19 protein-coding genes and 1 riboswitch are annotated in these 20251 nt (G+C 64.6%); of the genes, 14 read left to right on the top strand and 5 right to left on the bottom strand.

The genetic code is table 11. The features are described 5' to 3' along the window. Positions 1 to 26: 26 nt before the first annotated feature. Positions 27 to 1097, bottom strand: a complete 1071-nt coding sequence (locus KNN17_RS02645; RefSeq protein ID WP_241707382.1) for a hemolysin family protein — start codon at positions 1095 to 1097, stop codon at positions 27 to 29. Next, complete coding sequence (locus tag KNN17_RS02640) at positions 1094 to 2557, bottom strand: hemolysin family protein (RefSeq protein ID WP_241707381.1); 1464 nt, start codon at positions 2555 to 2557, stop codon at positions 1094 to 1096. Before KNN17_RS02640 ends, KNN17_RS02645 begins: the two co-directional genes overlap by 4 nt. Before the next feature lie 543 nt (positions 2558 to 3100). Here KNN17_RS02640 and KNN17_RS02635 point away from each other — a divergent pair. From KNN17_RS02635 to KNN17_RS22605, 5 genes are all read left to right on the top strand, one after another. Further along, positions 3101 to 6898 (top strand): multifunctional oxoglutarate decarboxylase/oxoglutarate dehydrogenase thiamine pyrophosphate-binding subunit/dihydrolipoyllysine-residue succinyltransferase subunit, encoded by a 3798-nt coding sequence (locus tag KNN17_RS02635; protein ID WP_241707380.1) that lies wholly within the window; start codon positions 3101 to 3103, stop codon positions 6896 to 6898. Between the two features lie 135 nt (positions 6899 to 7033). Further along, complete coding sequence (locus KNN17_RS02630) at positions 7034 to 7633, top strand: GDSL-type esterase/lipase family protein (protein WP_241707379.1); 600 nt, start codon at positions 7034 to 7036, stop codon at positions 7631 to 7633. A gap of 116 nt (positions 7634 to 7749) precedes the next feature. Continuing rightward, positions 7750 to 8598, top strand: a complete 849-nt coding sequence (locus tag KNN17_RS02625; RefSeq protein ID WP_241707378.1) for a DUF4097 family beta strand repeat-containing protein — start codon at positions 7750 to 7752, stop codon at positions 8596 to 8598. Then, positions 8598 to 9212, top strand: coding sequence for a PadR family transcriptional regulator (locus KNN17_RS02620; RefSeq protein WP_234747938.1), 615 nt, complete (start codon positions 8598 to 8600; stop codon positions 9210 to 9212). The genes KNN17_RS02625 and KNN17_RS02620 overlap by 1 nt, the downstream gene beginning before the upstream one ends. Before the next feature lie 127 nt (positions 9213 to 9339). Continuing rightward, the gene (locus KNN17_RS22605) at positions 9340 to 9414 is read left to right on the top strand and encodes a 50S ribosomal protein bL37 (RefSeq protein WP_369299106.1); all 75 of its coding nucleotides are present in this window, start codon (positions 9340 to 9342) and stop codon (positions 9412 to 9414) included. Positions 9415 to 9493: 79 nt separating this feature from the next. Here KNN17_RS22605 and rsrA read toward each other — a convergent pair whose 3' ends face one another. Further along, positions 9494 to 9751 (bottom strand): mycothiol system anti-sigma-R factor, encoded by a 258-nt coding sequence (gene rsrA / locus KNN17_RS02615; protein WP_028264789.1) that lies wholly within the window; start codon positions 9749 to 9751, stop codon positions 9494 to 9496. Continuing rightward, the gene (locus tag KNN17_RS02610) at positions 9748 to 10587 is read right to left on the bottom strand and encodes a sigma-70 family RNA polymerase sigma factor (RefSeq protein ID WP_372489613.1); all 840 of its coding nucleotides are present in this window, start codon (positions 10585 to 10587) and stop codon (positions 9748 to 9750) included. Before KNN17_RS02610 ends, rsrA begins: the two co-directional genes overlap by 4 nt. Before the next feature lie 218 nt (positions 10588 to 10805). On the opposite strand from KNN17_RS02610, the gene KNN17_RS02605 reads away from it, so the two are divergent. The 7 genes from KNN17_RS02605 to KNN17_RS02575 all read left to right on the top strand — a co-directional run bounded on the left by KNN17_RS02605 (position 10806) and on the right by KNN17_RS02575 (position 18014). Beyond that, positions 10806 to 11321 carry a DoxX family protein gene (locus KNN17_RS02605; RefSeq protein ID WP_241707377.1) on the top strand — a complete coding sequence of 172 codons (516 nt, stop codon included), beginning with the start codon at positions 10806 to 10808 and terminating at the stop codon, positions 11319 to 11321. 6 nt (positions 11322 to 11327) lie between these two features. Next, a complete protein-coding gene (gene aroA, locus KNN17_RS02600) occupies positions 11328 to 12722 on the top strand; it encodes a 3-phosphoshikimate 1-carboxyvinyltransferase (RefSeq protein ID WP_241707376.1) in 1395 nt (464 codons plus the stop codon). 2 nt (positions 12723 to 12724) lie between these two features. Then, positions 12725 to 13840, top strand: a complete 1116-nt coding sequence (gene rsgA / locus KNN17_RS02595) for a ribosome small subunit-dependent GTPase A (protein WP_078108437.1) — start codon at positions 12725 to 12727, stop codon at positions 13838 to 13840. A gap of 59 nt (positions 13841 to 13899) precedes the next feature. Continuing rightward, entirely contained in the window at positions 13900 to 14712 is an 813-nt protein-coding gene (gene hisN, locus KNN17_RS02590; RefSeq protein ID WP_078108436.1) for a histidinol-phosphatase, read from the top strand. Between the two features lie 159 nt (positions 14713 to 14871). After that, a riboswitch (SAM riboswitch) is annotated at positions 14872 to 14984 on the top strand. Between the two features lie 35 nt (positions 14985 to 15019). Next, positions 15020 to 16444: an aminotransferase class V-fold PLP-dependent enzyme gene (locus KNN17_RS02585; RefSeq protein ID WP_241707375.1), complete on the top strand. Its 1425-nt coding sequence runs from the start codon at positions 15020 to 15022 to the stop codon at positions 16442 to 16444. A 50-nt stretch (positions 16445 to 16494) separates the two neighbouring features. Further along, a complete protein-coding gene (locus KNN17_RS02580; protein ID WP_241707374.1) occupies positions 16495 to 17271 on the top strand; it encodes a class I SAM-dependent methyltransferase in 777 nt (258 codons plus the stop codon). A gap of 29 nt (positions 17272 to 17300) precedes the next feature. Then, the gene (locus tag KNN17_RS02575) at positions 17301 to 18014 is read left to right on the top strand and encodes a metal-dependent transcriptional regulator (RefSeq protein ID WP_241707373.1); all 714 of its coding nucleotides are present in this window, start codon (positions 17301 to 17303) and stop codon (positions 18012 to 18014) included. A gap of 32 nt (positions 18015 to 18046) precedes the next feature. Here the strand turns inward: KNN17_RS02575 and KNN17_RS02570 are convergent, their stop codons facing one another. Beyond that, positions 18047 to 19492, bottom strand: a complete 1446-nt coding sequence (locus KNN17_RS02570) for an MFS transporter (protein WP_241707372.1) — start codon at positions 19490 to 19492, stop codon at positions 18047 to 18049. 102 nt (positions 19493 to 19594) lie between these two features. Between KNN17_RS02570 and KNN17_RS02565 the strand changes: the two genes are divergently transcribed. After that, positions 19595 to 19969 (top strand): hypothetical protein, encoded by a 375-nt coding sequence (locus tag KNN17_RS02565; protein WP_241707371.1) that lies wholly within the window; start codon positions 19595 to 19597, stop codon positions 19967 to 19969. Positions 19970 to 20089: 120 nt separating this feature from the next. After that, entirely contained in the window at positions 20090 to 20230 is a 141-nt protein-coding gene (locus KNN17_RS02560; RefSeq protein WP_171983543.1) for a hypothetical protein, read from the top strand. Positions 20231 to 20251: the final 21 nt, after the last annotated feature.

Genomic DNA, 20251 nt, shown 5'->3' with positions numbered 1-20251 from the left:
GCCGGCCCCGCGGGACCGGCAAGAGGTCACACCGATTCGGGTCCGCCCAGCCGCCGGATTCCCCGCGCCTGGGTGGCGTCACGGATCTCGCCCACAAGCTGCTCGATAACATCCTCCAGGAACAACACACCCAGGGTCGCGCCGTCCGTTCCCACAACCCGGCCGAGATGCGAGCCGGTCCGCTGCATCACGGCCATGGCATCCTCGATCTCGTCCTCGGGTGCGAGGTTCACGAGGGACCGGATCCGGCTTTCCGCGATCGGATAGCGTCGTCCTTCCTCCGGGATGGAAAGCACGTCCTTGATGTGCAGGTAACCGGTCAACTCGCCGTCGTCGTCCAACACAGGGAACCGGGAGTATCCGGTGCGACTGACCGCCTTCTCCAGTTCGCGAGGTGTGGAACCGGACTTGAGCATCACGAGCTTGCCGAGCGGCACCATGATGTGCGCCGCGGTGTGCTCGGAAAACTCCAACGCGCCGCTCAGCAGGCCGGCGTCGTCGTCCACCAGCCCGTGGCGGGTCGATTCCTGGACGATGGACTGCACCTCTTCAAGCGTGAAGGAAGAGGTGACCTCATCCTTGGGCTCGATCTTCATCAAGCGCAGGATGCGGTTGGCCAGCCAGTTCAACGTCCAGATGACGGGCTTCACGAAACGGGCGACGTGGACCAACGGCGGCGCCAGCAGCAAGGCCGCCTTGTCCGCCACGGAAACAGAGATGTTCTTGGGCACCATCTCGCCGAAGGTCACATGCAGGAACGTGACCGCCAGCAAGGCAACCGCAAAAGCGATGACGTCCGACAATTCGACCGGGATGCCCACGGACTCCAGCGGCGCCCCCAGCAAATGGTGGATGGCGGGCTCGGCCACGAGGAGAATCAGCAAGGAACACACGGTAATGCCGAGCTGGGCACACGCCAGCATCAGCGAGACGTGCTCCATCGCATACAGGGTGGTCTGCGCGCGCTTGGACCCGCTTTGGGCCAAAGGCTCTATCTGGCTGCGGCGCGCAGACATGACAGCGAACTCGGCGCCGACAAAGAAGGCGTTGCCGATCAACAGCACCACGAGCCACAGGATTCCTGCCCAGTCGCTCATGCCGCACGTCCTCTACGGCTGGTTTTGGCCACGGGGTTGCCGACTGCATCGCCTGCCGAACCGCCCGAGCCCTTGCTCAGCCGCTTGTTGGCCTGCTTCCTGCTTTGCCATCCGCTTGAGTCGCTTTCGGCAGTGCCTTTATCGTCTTCATCATCATGTGTGTCGGGCGCCGCGGGGTGGAAGCAAATCCGGTCGATCCGGCGGCCGTCCATGCGGGTGACGGCCAGGGTGCCGCCGCCGGCCTCGACGACGTCGCCCACAATCGCGATCCGCCCAAGTTGGCTCATGACGTAACCGCCCACGGTTTCGTAGGCGGGGTCGTCGGGAACGGTGAGGCCCGGGATCTGTTCGCTGACCTCGTCCGGACGCAACAGTCCAGGGAAGTACCAGTCCCCCGATGCGCTCTGCAGCAATCCAGGCCGGACCTTGTCGTGCTCGTCCGCCACCTCGCCGACGATCTCCTCCACGAGGTCCTCAAGGGTGGCGATCCCCGCGGTTCCGCCGTACTCATCAAGCACGACGGCGAGTTGCAGGTTGCCCTCCCGGAGTTCCAGAAGCAGTGCGTCAAGGTGGATGGTCTCGGGAACGCTCAGGACCTCGGACATGATGGCTCCGGCCTCAAGACGGCTCCTGCGTTCCGACGGGACGGACACGGCTTTCTTGATGTGCACCACGCCCCGGATGTCGTCCGCCGATTCGCCGATGACCGGGAAGCGCGAATAGCCGGTCCGCCGGGCTGCTTCGATGATATCCGACACCGGCTGATCGGCATCTATGGTCTCCATGCGGATGCGCGGGGTCATCACGTCGGCCGCCGTACGCGCGGAGAAGTTCAGCGTCCGGGCGACAAAGTTGGCCGTCCCGGCGTCGAGGGTTCCCAGCTCCGCGGAACGGCGCACCAGGGACGCCAGTTCAGAAGGCGAGCGGGCACCGGAGATCTCCTCCTTGGCCTCCAGCCCCACGAGGTTGAGCATTTTGTTGGAGAAGCCGTTGAGCACCACGATTGCGGGCTTGAACACGGCAGTGAACACCAGTTGCGGACGCGCCAGCGCGCGGCCGAGCGGAAATGCCAAGGCCAGGGCCATGTTCTTGGGGACGAGTTCACCGATGAGCATCGACAGGGCGGTGGCGAACGTCATGGCCAGGACGAGCGACACGGACTGCGCGGCAGCCTCAGGCAGTCCTGCCCAGAGCAGCGGTCCGTGCAAGAGGGCACCGACGGACGGCTCCATGACGAAGCCGGTCAGCAAGGTCGTGAGGGTGATACCCAATTGGCAGCTCGAGAGCTGGGTGGAAAGGGATTTCAGGCATTTGAGCAACGCCGCGGCGGCGTGGTCGCCGCCGTCCACCGCTCTTTGGACCGTTGACTGGTCGAGCGCCACGAGGGAGAACTCGACGGCGACAAAGAAGCCGGTGCCCAGAATCAGGAGCACGCCGGCGAGAAGGAAAAGCCACTCCATCAGAGGCCGCCGGATGGTGCGAACGGCTGGCGCAAGGCACCGGAAGGGCTATGGGCTGGTTGACCCGGCGGGGGTTGGTCGGACGCTGCGGATGGGCGATCCGCCGACCGGCCGGCCTGGAGCTCCGGTGTGCGATGGGCATGTGTACGGGCATTGCCGGCTCGGCGGGTGCGCTGCGCGGAGATTGCCGAACGGCGTCCCCTGCAGTTCCCAGGCCGGCACCTAGAATTACTGTCCATAAGAATTCAAGTCTACAGTCCGGCCGCGGCGCGACTTCACGCGGCTTCACCCCGCGGAGGCAAGGTTCCCGAGGCATCAAACGGCTGGAAGAACCCGGGGAAGAAGAGCCCTCTCAGGGAGCGGAGGCCGAGCCATATCGGGATCAACATGATTTAGGTCACCACTATTGGCAGATAGCCGCCGCTCGTCACTAGACTGGCTAGGGTCTGAGTTCGCGGGACCCAGACCCTGGCTCGCCTTTGCACCCCTTGCAGTTTCCCGGGCCAGCTGGAAATCAACACTCACGGAAGAGGCGTATTTCAAGTGCCAGAGCAGCCAAGCCACCGTCTACCCGAGGAATTTGGCGGAAACGAGTGGCTCGTTGACGAACTGTACGAGCGGTACCAGCAGGACAAGAATTCGGTCGACGCCAAGTGGTGGCCGCTTTTCGAGTCCTTCGATACCGCTGACGGCACTTCCTCCAACGGAACATCCGCAGCCCCTGCAAACCCTCCCACTCGCGAACTTCCTGTCGTGGCACAGGCCGCCGCATCGGCAATGACGCCGGTTGCTCCCGTGGTTGCCCCGGCAGCTGCCCCTGCTCCGGCCGCTCCTGCGGTGCCGGTCAAGAAGGCTCCGGCCACTGTCGCCAAGGACGGCGCGCAGAAACCATCGGACGGCAGCCAGTCCCGGCCGATCCCGGCACAGCTTCCCAAGAGCACCAAGGCCCCCACTCCCCCGGAAGAGGATGTCGTGTCCGTCCTCCGCGGTCCGGCCAAGGCCATCGCTTCCAACATGGTCATGAGCCTTGAGGTTCCCACCGCCACGAGCGTCCGGGCCGTTCCTGCCAAACTCCTGATCGACAACCGCGTCGTCATCAATTCCAACCTTGCCCGCGCCCGTGGCGGCAAGGTCTCCTTCACCCACCTCATTGGCTACGCAGTGGTCCGCGCCCTGTCCCAGTTCCCGTCGATGAACGTGTACTACGACGAAGTAGACGGCAAGCCGGTTGCCGTGCAGCCCGCACACGTCAACTTCGGCATCGCCATTGACATGCCCAAGCCCGACGGCACGCGCCTCCTGATGGTTCCCAACATCAAGAAGGCCGAGACCATGAACTTCGCGGAGTTCTGGCACACCTACGAAGACCTCATCAAGCGTGCGCGCAACGGCAAGCTCACGGCGGACGACCACGCAGGCACTACCGTTTCCCTCACAAACCCGGGTGGCATCGGCACCGTGCACTCCGTGCCCCGGCTCTCCAAGGGCCAGGCCGCCATCATCGGCGTCGGAGCCCTCGACTACCCGGCTGAATGGCAAGGCGCCAGCGAGAAGATCATCGCCCAGAACGCCATCAGCAAGATCCTCACGCTGACTTCCACCTACGATCACCGCGTCATCCAGGGCGCCGGAAGCGGCGAGTTCCTCAAGCTCGTCCACCAGCTCCTCCTGGGCGCCCAGAACTTCTACGACGAGATCTTCGAAGCGCTGCGCATTCCTTACGAGCCCGTCCGCTGGAGCCCCGACCTCCAGGTCGACCCGGCTGACGAGATCAACAAGGTTGCCCGCATCCAGCAGCTGATCCATTCCTACCGGGTCCGTGGCCACCTCATGGCAGACACGAACCCGCTTGAGTACGTGCAGCGCAAGCACCCGGACCTCGACGTTCTGACGTATGGCCTCACCCTGTGGGACCTGGACCGCGAGTGGCCCACCGGCGGCTTCGGCGGCAGGCCGATGCTCAAGTTCCGCGACATCCTGGGCGTTCTCCGCGACGCTTACTGCCGGACCACGGGCATTGAATACATGCACATCCAGGAGCCTGAAGAACGCAAGTGGTTCCAGGACCAGGTGGAGCACCCGTACTCCAAGCCGAGCCGCGAAGAGCAGCTGCGCATCGTCTCCAAGCTCAACGCTGCAGAGGCCTTCGAGACCTTCCTGCAGACCAAGTTCGTGGGCCAGAAGCGCTTCTCCCTCGAAGGCGGGGAATCCCTGATTCCGTTGCTGGACACCATCATCTCCGACGCCGCCGACGACGGACTCGACGAGGTCGCGATCGGCATGGCCCACCGCGGCCGCCTCAACGTGCTCACAAATATCGCGGGCAAGACGTACGCCCAGGTGTTCCGCGAATTCGAAGGCACCCAGGACCCCCGCTCCGTGCAGGGTTCGGGCGACGTCAAGTACCACCTCGGCACCGAGGGCACCTTCACTTCGGACAACGGCAATGAGACCAAGGTCTACCTCGCCGCCAACCCGTCCCACCTTGAAGCGGTGGACTCCGTGCTCGAGGGCATCGTCCGGGCCAAGCAGGACCGGCTGGACCAGGGCGAGGACTTCCCCGTGCTGCCCATCATGGTCCACGGTGACGCTGCCTTTGCCGGCCAGGGCGTTGTGGCGGAGACGCTCAACCTGTCCCAGCTGCGTGGTTACCGCACCGGTGGAACCATCCACATCATCGTGAACAACCAGGTCGGTTTCACCACCGCGCCGTCGTCGTCGCGTTCCTCGACGTACTCCACCGACGTTGCCAAGATGATCCAGGCCCCGATCTTCCATGTGAACGGCGACGACCCCGAGGCCGTCGTGCGCATCGCGCAACTGGCCTACGAGTTCCGCCAGCGCTTCCACAAGGACGTCATCGTGGACATGGTGTGCTACCGCCGCCGTGGACACAACGAGGGCGACGACCCCTCGATGACGCAGCCGCTCATGTACAACCTCATCGAAGCCAAGCGCTCCGTCCGCAAGCTCTACACGGAATCCCTCATCGGCCGCGGCGACATCACCGAGGACGAAGCCGAACAGTTGCTGCGCGACTACCAGGAACGCCTCGAGCGCGTCTTCGCGGAGACCCATGCCGCACAGACTTCGCCTATCCCGATCATCACGGCGGACTCCGCTGCGGTCTCGGACATCGAGCGTCCCATCGCCCAGCAGGCGGACTTCGGCACCAACGCGCCTGCCACCACCGCCATCTCAGCCGAAATGCTGCAGCGGATCGGCCAGGCACACCTCGATATTCCGGAAGGCTTCACGGTCCACTCCAAGCTCAAGCAGCTCCTTGAGAAGCGTGAGCAGATGTCCCGCGAAGGCGGCATCGACTGGGGCTTCGGCGAGATCGCAGCCTTTGGTTCGCTCGTCATGGAGGGCGTCCCCGTCCGCCTCGCCGGCCAGGACTCCCGTCGCGGCACCTTCGTGCAGCGTCACGCCGTCTTCCACGACCGCGCGAACGGCAGCGAATGGATGCCGCTGGGCAACCTGAGCAACGATCAGGCCAAGCTGTGGATCTACGACTCCTTGTTGTCGGAATACGCAGCCATGGGCTTCGAATACGGATACTCCGTGGAACGCCCGGACGCCTTGGTGTTGTGGGAGGCCCAGTTCGGTGACTTCGTCAACGGTGCGCAGACCATTATCGACGAATTCATCTCCTCTGCCGAGCAGAAGTGGGGCCAGCGTTCCTCGCTCGTGCTCATGCTGCCCCACGGCTACGAAGGCCAGGGACCGGACCACTCGTCCGCACGCATCGAGCGGTTCCTGCAGCTTTGTGCCGAAGACAACATGATCGTGGCGAACCCGACCACCGCTGCCTCGCACTTCCACTTGCTGCGCCGGCAGGCCTACAGCCGTCCCCGCAAGCCGCTCATCATCTTCACCCCGAAACAGCTTCTGCGCCTCAAGGGTGCGGCTTCTGCGGTGGAGGACTTCACCACGGGCGGGTTCAAGCCGGTCATCGGCGAGCACGAGTCCCTTCAAGCCCAGAGCGTCGATCGCGTGATCCTGGTTTCCGGCCGGCTCTACTACGATCTTCTGGCCAACCGCCAGAAGACCGGCGACACCTCGACGGCGATCATCCGCCTGGAGCAGCTGTACCCGCTGCCCCAGGCCCAGCTCGAGGCGGAACTGGCCAAGTACCCGAACGCCGATATCGTCTGGGCGCAGGACGAACCCGCCAACCAGGGTCCGTGGCCGTTCATCGGCCTGAACCTGCCGCAGGCACTGGACCGCACGGTCCGGCTCGTCTCGCGTCCGGCATCGGCCTCCACGGCGGCCGGTTCCATGAAGCGCCACAGCGCCGAGCAGGCCACCTTGCTCAAGCAGGCATTCGAACGCAAGTAAGACGGCGGCTGCCCGGCTGGAGGTTCAATACCCGCTTCCAGCCGGGCAGTTCTGTTTAATGGAACAAGTGTCCGGTGATCAAGCCGCCCGGCCGGACACAGTGCAAGGACCGCAACGTTTGGTGAAGAGGTAACTGTGGAAGACAGGAAGCTGCGCATCGCAGCTGTTGGTGATGAACTACTCGCCGGGCTCGGTGACCCCAGGGCCTTGGGCTGGCTCGGAAGGGTTCTCGCGCGGACTCCCCAGGACTCCGTCCTCGTGGAGAGCTACTCTCTTCCCTGCCCCATGGAGGGAACGGAAGGCCTTGCGGCGCGCTGGCTCGACGAAGCCGGAAGGCGATTCAGCAACGTCCACGAAAACCGCCTCGTGATCGGTCTGTCCGGCCGCGACATCGAATTCGGCCTTTCCACCGCGCGCAGCCGCCTCAATCTGGCCAACATCCTGGATGGGGCGTCCCAAAGCAACATCGAAGTATTCGTGGTCGGCCCGCCGCCTACGCTGGACCCGGCCAAGAACCGCCGGATCGCGGAACTCAATGCCGCTTTCGCCGACGTCACCACCCGCCGCAACCACCAGTATGTCGACACGTTCTCGCCGTTGATCAACCACGAACAATGGCGCACCGACCTCGCCGCGAATGGCGGTACGCCGGGCCAAGCCGGCTACGGGCTCATGGCATGGCTTGTGTTGCACCGCGGCTGGTTCCAATGGCTGAGGATCGCCCAGCCGGAATAACCGGGACCAAGAAACACCTCTCCTCCAGCAGAACCCATTGCCACGATGGGATTCGCGATATATCTTGATTTCCATACGCGATATATCGCAACTAATGGCGCACCATTGGAGGGGTCATGACAGAAGAGAATTGGACCGTTACCGGTCCGCAGACCATCGACGTCGACGGCGTCCGCTCACTCAAGCTGGGGATCGTCAAGGGCCGTTTCGACGTCGTCGCGCACGACGAAGCAATCACCCGGATCGAAGTCTCGGAAATCGCCGGCGACCCATTGAGCGTCAGCCTCGTTGACGACCGGCTCGAAGTCCGCCACCAATTGCACGGCCCGCAGGGCTGGTTCCGCAACCTCATGGGGACCGTCAACAACACCAGCACCAACACGATCGCCATCAGCATCGCACTGCCCGCCGGCGTCGATGTCGAAGCGGGAACCGTGGGCGGTGACGGCATGGTCTCCGGCGTCAGCGGCCATATCCGCCTCAACACGGTGTCCGGGTCCGTCCTCGCGGACGGTACGCGGGGCGAGCTTCACGTCAACACTGTCAGCGGCGAAGTCATCGCCCGCAACCACGACGGCGTCATGACAGCCAAGAGCGTCTCGGGCGAAGTCACGGCGTCGGGCCGCTTCAAGAACATCCGGGCCAATACTGTCAGCGGAGACCTCAGCTTCGACCTTCACGGCTATACCCAGGATTTCGGAGCCAATTCCGTTTCAGGCGACCTCACCATCCGCCTCCCGCATGACGTCGGCGTGGATATCGTCGCCAAAACGGCGAGCGGCACTGTGATGATCGACGACCAGCTGTACGCCCAGTCCGGCGGAAAGGTCCAGACCATCGCCGGCCCCGACCAGCGGCTCATGGTGGCGCGCACCAATTCGGTATCCGGAAAGACCTCCATCATCCATGGCGGTGCGCCAACACCCGGAACAACGCACTCGGTCCCCGGAGAAGAGGAAGTCTGATGCCGCCCGTCTTCGCCCACGGAGCCCTGCGGCTCTATCTGCTGGCGCTCCTGGAATCGGGCCCCAAGCACGGCTACGAGCTCATCAAGGCCCTCGGCGAACGCTTCGGGGGGACCTACTCCCCCAGCGCCGGAACCATCTACCCGCGCCTCGGCAAACTCGAGGAGGAAGGACTGGTAGCGACGAGCAGCGACGGGCGCCGCACCAACTACTCCATCACCGCGGCGGGACTGGCGGAACTCAACAGCCGGCGGCAGGAACTCGCCGACGTCGAGGACAACATCTCGGCCTCCGTGCGACGGTTGGCCGATAACCTCCGCGACGACATCCGCAGCAACATGCGCGGCCTGCGCGCAGACCTCGCCGCGACCGCCGAAGCCGCCAGAGCCAACGCGAAGTCCGCGGAATTCCAGTCGTGGGCCGGAAGCTACTCTCCGGAGGGACACCGCATCCTGAAGGAAGCCGAAATGATGGTCCAGTCCTTCCGCGACGACATCCGCGTGGAGTTGCGACAGCACGCCGGCTCCAAGGCCTTGACTCCGATCGCCCTTGAGACCGTGCGGACGGTCCTGGACCAGGCCAGGATCTCCATCCGGAATTCCCTGCGGGGCTAGGCCCGGGCTTCCTGCTGGGGCAGCCCTCTTTCCCTTGGGTCCCAGCCCGCGGTTCGCGGGGCGGCCCCCGGATGTGGGAGACTGGAGGGCAGCTTTATTGAGTATCAAGAATCTAAGGAGGCCAGCTATGAGCAAGCGTGCACGTAAGCGTCGTGACCGTAAGCGCGGCGGCGCAAACCACGGCAAGCGTCCCAACACCTAAGCCAGCGGCTTAGCGTAAGACTTAATGCGGAGGGCCCCGGAAACCATCAGGTTTCCGGGGCCCTTGCCGTTCCAGGCTCTTAGACGTCCACGGACTTCATAGCGTGGATCCTGTCCAGGATCGAGTTCTTGAGATTCTCAGGAGCCGCTTCCGTACAGGAGCGCTTCACCACAGTACGGATGACGCACTCAAGGTCGTATTGCTCGGTGCACTCCGGGCAGTCTTCCAGATGCACTTTGATCTCCGCGATGTCCTCGCGGGTCAACGCACCATCGAGGTACTCGTAGATACGCTGCATCCGAGCATCGTCGCAGTCGCCCAATCCTTGGCAGCTCATTTCCTTTTCTCCTGTTTTTTGCTTGTGGCCGCGCCCACGGCCAAGGCCTTTTCTTCCGCGCCGGCGCTGATTCCCCGTTCTGCGGCGTAATCCGCCAGCAGATCGCGCAACATCTTCCTGCCGCGATGAAGCCGGGACATGACCGTGCCGATCGGGGTATTCATGATGTCTGATATTTCTTTGTATGCGAAGCCCTCGACGTCAGCGAAGTACACCGCGAGCCGGAATTCCTCCGGAATGGACTGCAGCGCGCTCTTCACGTCCGAGTCGGGCAAATGATCCAGAGCTTCCGCCTCCGCAGAGCGCAGCCCCGCGGATGTATGGGATTCCGCCCGCGCCAGCTGCCAGTCTTCGATGGAGTCCGAATTCGACTGCAACGGTTCGCGCTGTCGCTTCCGGTACAGGTTGATGTACGTGTTGGTCAGGATGCGGTACAGCCACGCCTTGAGGTTGGTACCCGGCTTGTACTGGTGGAAGGCCGAGAATGCCTTGGTGTAGGCCTCCTGGACCAGGTCCTCGGCGTCTGACGGATTCCTGGCCATGCGCATGGCAGCCGAATAGAGCTGGTCGACATATTGCATGGCGTCCCGTTCGAAGCGGGCCCTCCGCTGTTCGGGCGTCTCGCTTGCGAAGTCCACTGCCATCTCGACGTCGGCCTCAACAGTTGCGTCGCCGTCGGACGTTGCGTCCGTGACTTCCGTCGCTGCTTTGTACATGGCCGCTGCGGCCGGATCCATGGTGCTCATTGCATCCAAGTCTACTGTCACCCGCCGGGAGTCCAGTGGCAGCTCCCGCGCACGCGCCAAGCGTCCTTCGCGGTCCTTCACCAAGGCCAAAAAACCATCTCCACTCAAACGACACGACTAAGCGCGGCACAACGCACACGCCACAATCCAAGGTCCGGCCCAAACCGCACCTTCTTCTGACAACGGCAAGCTCCGGGCAAATATTCCGCAAAGATGCAAGACTAGATCCGACTGCACCCCGTGAACACCGCACCACTTCAACGCAGCACCACCTGAACACCGTGGCAAGCCATCCAGGAGGCAAAGACATGTCCCTCGTCCGTTTTCTCGCCAGGCCAATGTTGGCTTCCAGTTTTGTCGTCGCAGGGCTGGACAAGCTCAAGAATGCGGATGACACAGCCAAGCAGCTCTCTCCGCTGCTCCGCCGCGCTTCCGAGTCGCTACCTTTCCCGGCGAACGAGAAGATGCTGGCGCGGCTCATTGGCGGCACCCAGGTGGGGGCAGGCGCCCTGCTCGCCCTCGGCAAGTGCTCCCGGTTCTCGGCAACGCTGCTTGCGGGGATCTCGGTCCTGAACACCTTTGTTGAGTGGCGTTCTGCCGACATCAGCACGAAGGAAGGCCGGCTCGCCCGTCGCGCCCAGTTGCTCAAGAACATTTCCCTGACCGGCGGGGTTCTCCTTGCCGCCGTCGACACTGCCGGCAAACCGAGCCTCGCATGGCGCGCCGAACACCTCGCCATCGACGCCAAGAAGGCCACAGGCAAGCAGTTCAAGAAGACAGACCGGGCCGTCCGCAAGGCCGTAGACAACGCAGTTGGAGCATAAGGAAGCATGCCAGGAACCCCCGCCACGCAGACAGACGATTCAGGGACGAGCACAGCTTCCGCGCTTCCCCTGTGGCCCGCACCCTTCGCCAGCCACCCTGTGGATGCCACGGTCACGGTTCCTGGTTCGAAGTCGCTGACCAACCGCTATCTGGTCCTGGCGGCATTGGCCAACGGCCCCAGCAGGTTGCGTGCACCCTTGCATTCGCGCGATTCGGCGCTGATGGTCGAGGCCCTGCGCCGGCTTGGCGCCACCATTACAGAGGTTCCCGGCGATGGACAGTACGGACCGGACCTTGAAGTCACCCCGATCGACCCTGCGGCGGCGGCATCGGAGACCGCCATCGACTGCGGCCTGGCCGGCACGGTCATGCGCTTCGTGCCGCCGCTTGCGGCACTTCGCAACGGCGCTTCGGTGTTTGACGGCGATCCGCACGCACGCCAGCGTCCCATGGGCACCATCATCGAAGCCCTCCGGACCCTCGGAGTGGACGTCAGCGCCATGGACGGGAAGGCGCCGGGCTCCTTGCCGTTCAAGGTCTCCGGCACGGGCTCAGTGCGCGGTGGCCACTTGGTGATCGACGCGAGCGCTTCCTCGCAGTTCGTCTCCGCCCTGCTGCTCGTCGGTGCCCGTTTCGAAGAGGGCCTGCACCTCGAGCATGTCGGCAAGCCCGTGCCGAGCCTCGACCACATCAACATGACTGTGGCGGTCCTGCGCGGGGTTGGAGTCCAGGTAGATGACTCCGTGCCGAACCATTGGCGAGTCTCCCCCGGCGCCATCCAGGCGTTCGACGAGCGAATCGAACAGGACCTCTCCAACGCGGGTCCCTTCCTCGCCGCGGCGCTCGCCACGAAGGGAACCGTGCGGATCCCCAACTGGCCTGCCAGCACCACGCAAGTCGGAGATCTCTGGCGGAACATTCTTGCCACCATGGGCGCTACCGTCACGCTGGACAACGGGACCCTGACAGTCACCGGCGGTTCCGAGATCCTGGGCGCGGACTTCGACGAAACGAGCGAACTCGCCCCCACGGTAGCGGCATTGTGCGCCTTGGCAACCAGCCCTTCCCGGCTCACCGGCATCGCGCACCTGCGCGGACACGAGACGGACAGGCTGGCCGCGCTCGTCGCCGAAATCAACCGGCTTGGCGGCGACGCCGAGGAAACCAGCGACGGCCTGGTAATCCGGCCCGCAGCGCTGCACTCCGGCGTCGTGCATAGCTACGCCGACCACCGCATGGCTACGGCGGGCGCCATCCTTGGGCTCGCCGTCGAGGGTGTCCGGGTCGAAGACATCGCGACGACGTCCAAGACCATGCCCGAATTCCCGCAGATCTGGACGTCGATGCTCAGTGCAGGGCCAGCGGCCGCGGCCGCCGGTTCAACGGAGACAAGCAACTGACGATGGCCCGCGACGCACGCTCCTGGGATGAGTCCGACGTCCGGATCCGCCCCAACAAGAAGGGCACACGCCCCCGCACGAAGGACCGCCCCAGCCACGACGACGCCGTGATCGGGCGCATCGTCACCGTCGACCGCGGCCGCTACACCGCGATCGTGGATGAAAGCTCGGACAACGAGCGCATTGTCATTGCCGCCCGCGCACGGGAACTGAGGCGCTCCCCCGTGGTTCCGGGGGACTTCGTCGCGCTCGTCGGCGATGTTTCAGGAGCCCCGGACACCCTCGCCCGCCTCGTGCGGGTCGAGGAGCGGAAGACCCTCCTGCGGCGAAGTGCCGACGACACCGATCCGATCGAACGCGCCGTCGTCGCCAACGCCGATCAGCTCGTGGTGGTGGTGGCGGCCGCCAACCCGGAACCGCGTACCGGATTCATCGACCGCGCCCTCGTGGCAGCGTACGACGCCGGGATCGAGCCGCTGCTGCTCGTCACCAAAGCGGATGTCAAGGATCCGACGGAACTGCTCGCCAACTACGTGAGCCTGGGTTTCCCCATCATCATCAGCCGGACGGCCGACGCAGGCGCCTCCGGCATCGACGCCCGTTCGGACGACGGTCTGTCCGCACGCCTCGACAGTGACGCCGTCGGCCAGCTGCGGGACTACCTCGACGGCAAGGTCACCGTGCTCCTGGGCCATTCCGGCGTCGGGAAATCCACCATGGTGAATGCCCTGACCGGTGCCGAGCGCGCCACCGGCGGGGTCAACGCGGTGACGGGGCGCGGACGGCACACCTCGTCGTCTGCCCTTGCCCTGAAGCTCAGCGACGCCCCCGGCGGAAGCTGGATCATCGATACGCCCGGCATCCGTTCCTTCGGCCTCGCCCACGTGAACCCGGACCGCATCCTGCATGCCTTCCCGGACCTCGAACCCGGGACCGAAATGTGCGAGCGGGGCTGCAAGCACGATGCCAACGCTGTGCGGTGCGGGCTGGATTCGTGGGTCGCCGATGGCCACGCCGGTGAGTCGGGCCCGGCCCGCTTGGCATCGTTGCGCCGGCTTCTCGGCGCGGACCCGCGCATGGAAGCACAGGAAACCAAGGAACTGGGTACAGTCAACTAACTGCGCCGCTGCCGTCCTACCTCCCCGGCTCACCGGCGAAGAGACGGTAGTTTGGAACCATGACCCAACCCGATTCGAGCTACAACGACGACCTGCGGCTGGCACATGTCCTGGCCGACTCCGTCGATTCCCTGACAATGGAGCGGTTCAAGGCGCTGGACCTTCAGGTGGAGACCAAACCCGACCTGAGCCCAGTCACCGATGCCGACAAAGCCGCCGAGGAAGCGATCCGCGGGCAGCTTTCCCGTTCCCGCCCCCGTGACGCCGTCCTCGGGGAGGAATTCGGCAGCACGGGCCACGGCTCGAGGCGTTGGATCATCGATCCCATCGACGGGACCAAGAACTTCGTGCGTGGCGTACCCGTCTGGGCAACGCTGATCGCCCTCGTGGACGAGGGCGAGGTAGTGGTGGGGCTCGTGAGCGCTCCGGCGCTCGGCAAGCGTTGGTGGGCGGCCAAGGGCTCGGGCGCCTACATGGGCCGGTCGCTGGCCGCGGCCACCCGCTTGAAAGTTTCCAACGTGTCCCGGCTCGAAGACGCCTCGCTCTCCTACTCCGAGCTTTCCGAGTGGAAGCAGCACGGGAAGCTGGACAACTTCCTGGGCCTCGAGAACGATGTCTGGCGCAGCCGTGCGTACGGGGATTTCTGGTCCTACTGCCTCGTGGCCGAGGGCGCCGTGGACATCGCCGCCGAACCGGAACTCCAGGTCTACGACATGGCCGCCTTGGTGCCGATCGTGACCGAGGCCGGCGGACGCTTCACGTCCCTGGATGGCGCGGATGGCCCCTTCGGCGGAAACGCCGTCGCCACTAACTCGATCCTGCACTCCGAGGTCCTCAAGAGGCTCAACCCCGAACTCGACGACCTCCTCTAATCCGCCCATTCACTGAACAAACGACGGCGGACGCCCCCTTTCCGGGGCGTCCGCTGCTTTTTCTTCGGCGGAAGGCACATTTTTCGGGCGGTGTAACAATCCGCTTAACAATCGCGGTCACATTGGAACCGGCCTTGCCGGTGTCCTAATCTCTTTACAGGTCACGAGTGCCAGCGCGAAACCCCGGTTTGCTGGCCGGCAACCCTCCATCGCGGCGGGGTGCCCCGGGTGACGACCGGGCCGGTCCGGAACGGATGCGGCAAGCGCGGACCCCCTGCACGCAGGGGTCCCTCTTGAGTGAGGTCCCATGAGCACAGCCACAATTTCTTCCACGGCTCTTTCGCAGCACCATGATCCTGCGCAGCGGCACGGTGAGTCCCGGACTCCGGCATCGCGCCCATTGGCCGCCGTCACTGGAGCGGAGCTGCAGGCGCCCTTGATCCAGGGCGGCCAGATCCGCTACGCAAACCTCGACTACGGCGCTTCCGCGCCTGCACTGACCGTGGTCTCCGCATACCTCAACGAAATCCTGCCGTACTATGCGAGCGTCCACCGCGGCGCCGGCTATGCCTCGCAAATCAGCACCTCGGTCTACGAGAACGCCCGTAACATCGTCCGTGACTTCGTTGGCGGCAGGCCGGACGATTCCGTCATTTTCACGCGCAACACCACCGATTCCCTCAACCTGCTGGCGGGTTGCTTGCCGGTTGAGGACGGAAGGCATACCGGCGAAGTCCTGTACCTGGACATCGAGCACCACGCCAATCTGCTCCCATGGCAAGGTGTCCCCCATCGCAGCATCGTTGCCGCCGGAACATTGTCCGAGACTGTTGCCGCTGTCCGCACGGCACTCTCCCAGGGTGGCGTCAGCCTTCTGGCGGTCACCGGCGCGTCGAACGTGACCGGCGAGATCCTGCCCATCAAGGACCTCGCAGCCTTGGCCCACGAATTCGGGGCGCGGATCGTGGTGGACGCGGCGCAACTCGCCCCTCATCGCCGGATCGATATCGCCGCCGCGGAGGTGGACTACCTGGTCTTCTCGGGGCACAAGCTCTATGCACCGTTCGGTGCCGGCGTCCTGGTGGGGCGCCCCGACTGGCTCGACGCCGGCACACCGCACCTGGCAGGAGGCGGCGCCGTCCGCGAGGCACGCCTTGATTCCGTCAGCTGGGCCACGGGGCCGGCAAGGCACGAAGGGGGCTCTCCGAACGTGCTCGGCGCGGCCACCCTGGCCCGGGCCACACAGGTCATTGCCAGCCTCGACCACGAAGAATGGCACGCCCACGAGGCCGCCATCCGCTCGCACCTGGTCGAGGGCCTCAAGCAAATCGACGGCGTGACCGTGCACCAGATCTTCAGCGACACGGATCCCCAGGACACGATCGGCGTCGTGAACTTCTCGCTCCAGGGCTACGACGCCGGACTCGTCGCGGCCTATCTCGCGGCCGAGCACGGCATCGGCCTGCGGGACGGACGCTTTTGCGCCCACCCCCTGCTCAAGCGCCTTGGCCTTCCCTCCGGATCGCTGCGAGCCAGCTTCGGCGTGGGGTCGCGTTTGGAAGACGCCACCCGGCTCATCGCGGGCATCCAGGCCCTCAAAAGCAACGGCCTCGGCTGGGACTACGTGGTGGATGCCGGCCGTTGGGTGCCCGCGAACGATCACCGCAGCTACCCGGAGTGGGCTCCCAATACTCCCGGGACCGCAGGCGCCGCACCCTGCAGCACCGACTGATTGCGATAGATTCGTAGGGTATTTTTCCTGTCCTACGAAGGAGTCCCCGCGTGGCCCCGCGACCCAAAGGCACCTCAGCCGGCCCCAAGCTTTATGAGGAACGCCGACTCGAACTCGGTCGGAGTTTCCAGGACGGCGGAGAACACTATGAGCGGGTCCGACCGGGCTACCCGGCGGATTCAGCCGACTGGCTGCTGCCGGAGGGGGCTCGGGACGCGGCAGACATCGGCGCCGGCACCGGAAAGTTCACCTCGCTGCTCGTCGAGCGGGGGCTGGCGGTGTCGGCAGTGGACCCCTCCACGGACATGCTCACCCAACTGCGCAAAGCGTATCCACAGGTGATCGCCCTGGAGGGCACGGCAGAGGCAACCGGGCTGGCGGACTCAGCATTCGACGTCGTCAGCGTTGCCCAAGCCTGGCACTGGTGCGATCCGCTCGCCGCGAGCACTGAGATCGCCCGGATCCTTCGACCCCACGGCGTCATCGGCTTGATCTGGAACCAATTGGACACTTCGGTGCCCTGGGTCCATCGCCTGTCCCGCATCATGCATGCCGGCGATGTCCACAAACCGGACTTCCGGCCAGTGGTGGGCCCCGAGTTCACCGGCCTCGAAAACCACGTCACGCGCTGGGAGGATCCCTTGGCTCCGGCAGACATCCTCGAACTCGTGAAGTCGCGCAGCTATTATCTCAGGGCGAACGATGCCACCCGGGCGAAGGTCATGGGCAATCTCCGGTGGTATCTCTTCGAACATCTGGGCCATGCAGAGGACAAGGTCATCCCCCTGCCCTATCTCACGCAGAGCTGGCGGGCGCGCAAAGCCTGATGCCGCCGGCACACGATAGGCTTGGAACCGTGAAGACCAGTGCGCCCTCCTCCTCCATCGAGGACTACGTCAAGGTCATCTACTCCTTTACGGAGTGGCAGGACAAACCCATCACGTCCTCACAGCTCGCGCAGCGGCTCGGTGTCGCCAACTCCTCCGTCTCGGAGATGGTCCGCAAGCTCAAGGACCAAGGCCTGGTGGACCACCAGCCGTACAGCGCCATCACTTTGACCCCCCAAGGAATGCATCTTGCCCTGGGCATGGTCCGCCGGCACCGCCTGATCGAAACCTACCTGGTGAGGGAGTTGGGCTACAGCTGGGATGAAGTCCATGACGAGGCCGAAATGCTCGAGCACGCTGTCTCGGACACCTTCATCGATCGCATGGCCGCCAAATTGGGCAACCCGGGACGCGATCCCCATGGTGACCCCATCCCCGCCGCGGACGGTTCGGTGAGCCTGCCGCACGCGCACCGGATGATCGAGCTCGACGACGGCCATTCCGGCAAGATCACCCGGATCAGCGACGAAAACCCTGAGCTGTTGCGCTACCTTTCAGCCGAGGAAATCGACCTCGACGCCAGCATCGAGGTGATTGGCCGCAAGCCGTTCGGCGGTGCGCTGGTGGTCCGGATCGGGAAGGGCCCGGGAAGCCGCGATTACGATCTCGCGGACGAGGTCGCTTCCGCGCTCTGGGTGGCCACCGACGCCGAACACGAAGGCTGCGTCCTCGCGGAAAGCTGACGGAACCGTCACAGCGTCTTGGAGCGCACTGTTCAGGCGCGCTGGGCAGCCGTCCCGCCGTCGTCGGGGGCTGGACCTTGCGACGAGTCCACTACCGCCGCGCCCACCACCGGGTTCCGGATCCCGACGGCGGATGCCACCGCGCCGAGGAAGAACAGCGAGGCGGTGACCACCACGGCATTCATGAGGCCTTGGCGGCTGAAGACAGGACCGATGATGAGCCCGGCAAACGCGATGCAGATCAAGCCTGCGATCCGGGCAACGGCGTTGTTCACAGCGGAACCGATCCCCGCCTCTTGAGTCGGTACCGCGCCGAGGATGGCCGCGGTCAGGGGCGCCACCAAGGTGCTGAGGCCGATCCCGAAGACGATCTGCCCGGGCAACACTTGGGTCCAGTAGTTCAAGGGCTCCTGGACGGCCAAGGTCATGAGGAACCCGACCCCGCAGATGAACGGACCGGCCGTCATGAACCACCGCGGACCGTACTTGCCCGCCAGTCCCCCGAAGAATGAAGCCGTGAGCATCAGGAGGACAGTCGCGGGAAGCAACGCGATGCCCGCGGTGGTGGCTTTCATCCCTCCCACTTGCTGCAAGTAGATGCCTACGGCGAAGAAGCCCAATGACAGGGCACCGTAAATGGCGAGCGTGGCGATGTTTCCCCAGCCGAAATTGCGGATGCCGAAGAGCCGCAGGGGAAGCATCGGTTCCGGGGTCCTGGCTTCGTGGACCAGGAAGAGGGCCAACCCTACGGCCCCGAGGGCGAGCGGCATCCAGACGACCATGTTACTCCAGCCCATGCGCCCCTGTTCGATGAAGGCGTAGACCGGACCGCCCAGGCCCACCATGGCCAGGAACGCGCCGAGGTAGTCGATCTTCTTGCTCCTGTCCACGGCGGCATCGGACTTCCGCAGCCCGGCGAGGATCGGCCAGACTGCAACGGCAGGAATCACATTGATGAAGAAGATTACGCGCCAGGACAGCAGATCGACCGATGCGCCGCCGATCAGCGGAGCGACGATGGCGGCCGCGCTGGTCCAACCGGACCATTGGCCGATTGCCTTGGACTGCGCGGGCCCGGAGAAGAACGTAACGATCATGGCAAGCGAACTCGGGACGAGCAAGGCCCCGGCAATCCCCTGGAGGGCCCGCGAAACCACCAGCACCTCGCCGTTCCAGGCGAGGCCGCACGTGACGGAGGTAAGGGTGAAGCCGGCGAGTCCCCATTCCAGGATGCGGGCGCGGCCGAAGTGGTCGGACAGGGATCCGGCCACCAGGATCAGCGCGCCCAGGGTCAGCAGGTAGGCATCCACCACCCATTGCTGGATAACGAGGCCGCCACCCAGTTCGCGGCCGATCGCGGGGAGCGCGAGGTTCACCACGAAGCCATCCAAAATGGCGATGAAGGAAGCCACAATAGCCACAACAAGGACCCGCTTTTGAAGCGGGGTGCTTGGCAGCAGGGCCGCTGCGTCGGTCATGAGCACAGCCTACGCCTGCTTGTCCTTTGCCGTCCGGATTCCTGCCCGGTCCTGCGGCGGTTCTGCCGCAGTTCTGCAACGGCGAAAGTCCCGTATCGTTGAATGGTGATTAGCAGACGTGACGCCGCACTGGCCCTTGATATCCCGATGGAAATGGCCCAACGCCACGGCATCCCCTCCAGGCTTTCACAAGCCGAGCTGAGGGAGCTGCAAGACAATCCACCGCCATGGCTCGTCCAATCCCGCGCCAACCGTACCGGCAAGCGTCCCGTGTGGGTGCACCTCAGCTGCGTGGTGTGCGGCTACACCGAGGCCGCGCGTCCCAAGAAATGGTGGCCCGAGTTCACCTACGTCTTCTGTGGCCACCACCGGAACAGCGAGGTTCCCGGAATCCTGCCTGGAGAGGTCCGGAGCGAGTACGAGGGAATCGGCTCCCGGTTCGTGGGTATCGTTGACGTTCCGGCGTCCGAAGCCTAAATACTGGGCGTTTGGGGGCCGGTTGATTTCGCCTGAAACAGGCGTAGCTTACAAAGAGAGGGCCCTTCAGGACCCTCTTTGCAGGATCTTCACGGAAGACCCGTAGTTAGGGAGCATGACATGCCTGACAAAGCGCCGCACCAGCACGAGGCGAAGAAGAGTATGAAGTCCATCAAGGAGAAACGGGCAGTGAAGCGTGCCAAGCACGAATCCGACGCCGCTGCCGATCCGGTGGCCCACTTGAGGATGAGGAAGAAGTAGCAAAAAAAGCCGGAGCCATTG

This window comes from Arthrobacter bambusae (assembly GCF_022606295.1).
GTDB lineage: Bacteria > Actinomycetota > Actinomycetes > Actinomycetales > Micrococcaceae > Arthrobacter > Arthrobacter bambusae_A.
This window is presented reverse-complemented; position numbering and strand designations above follow the sequence as displayed.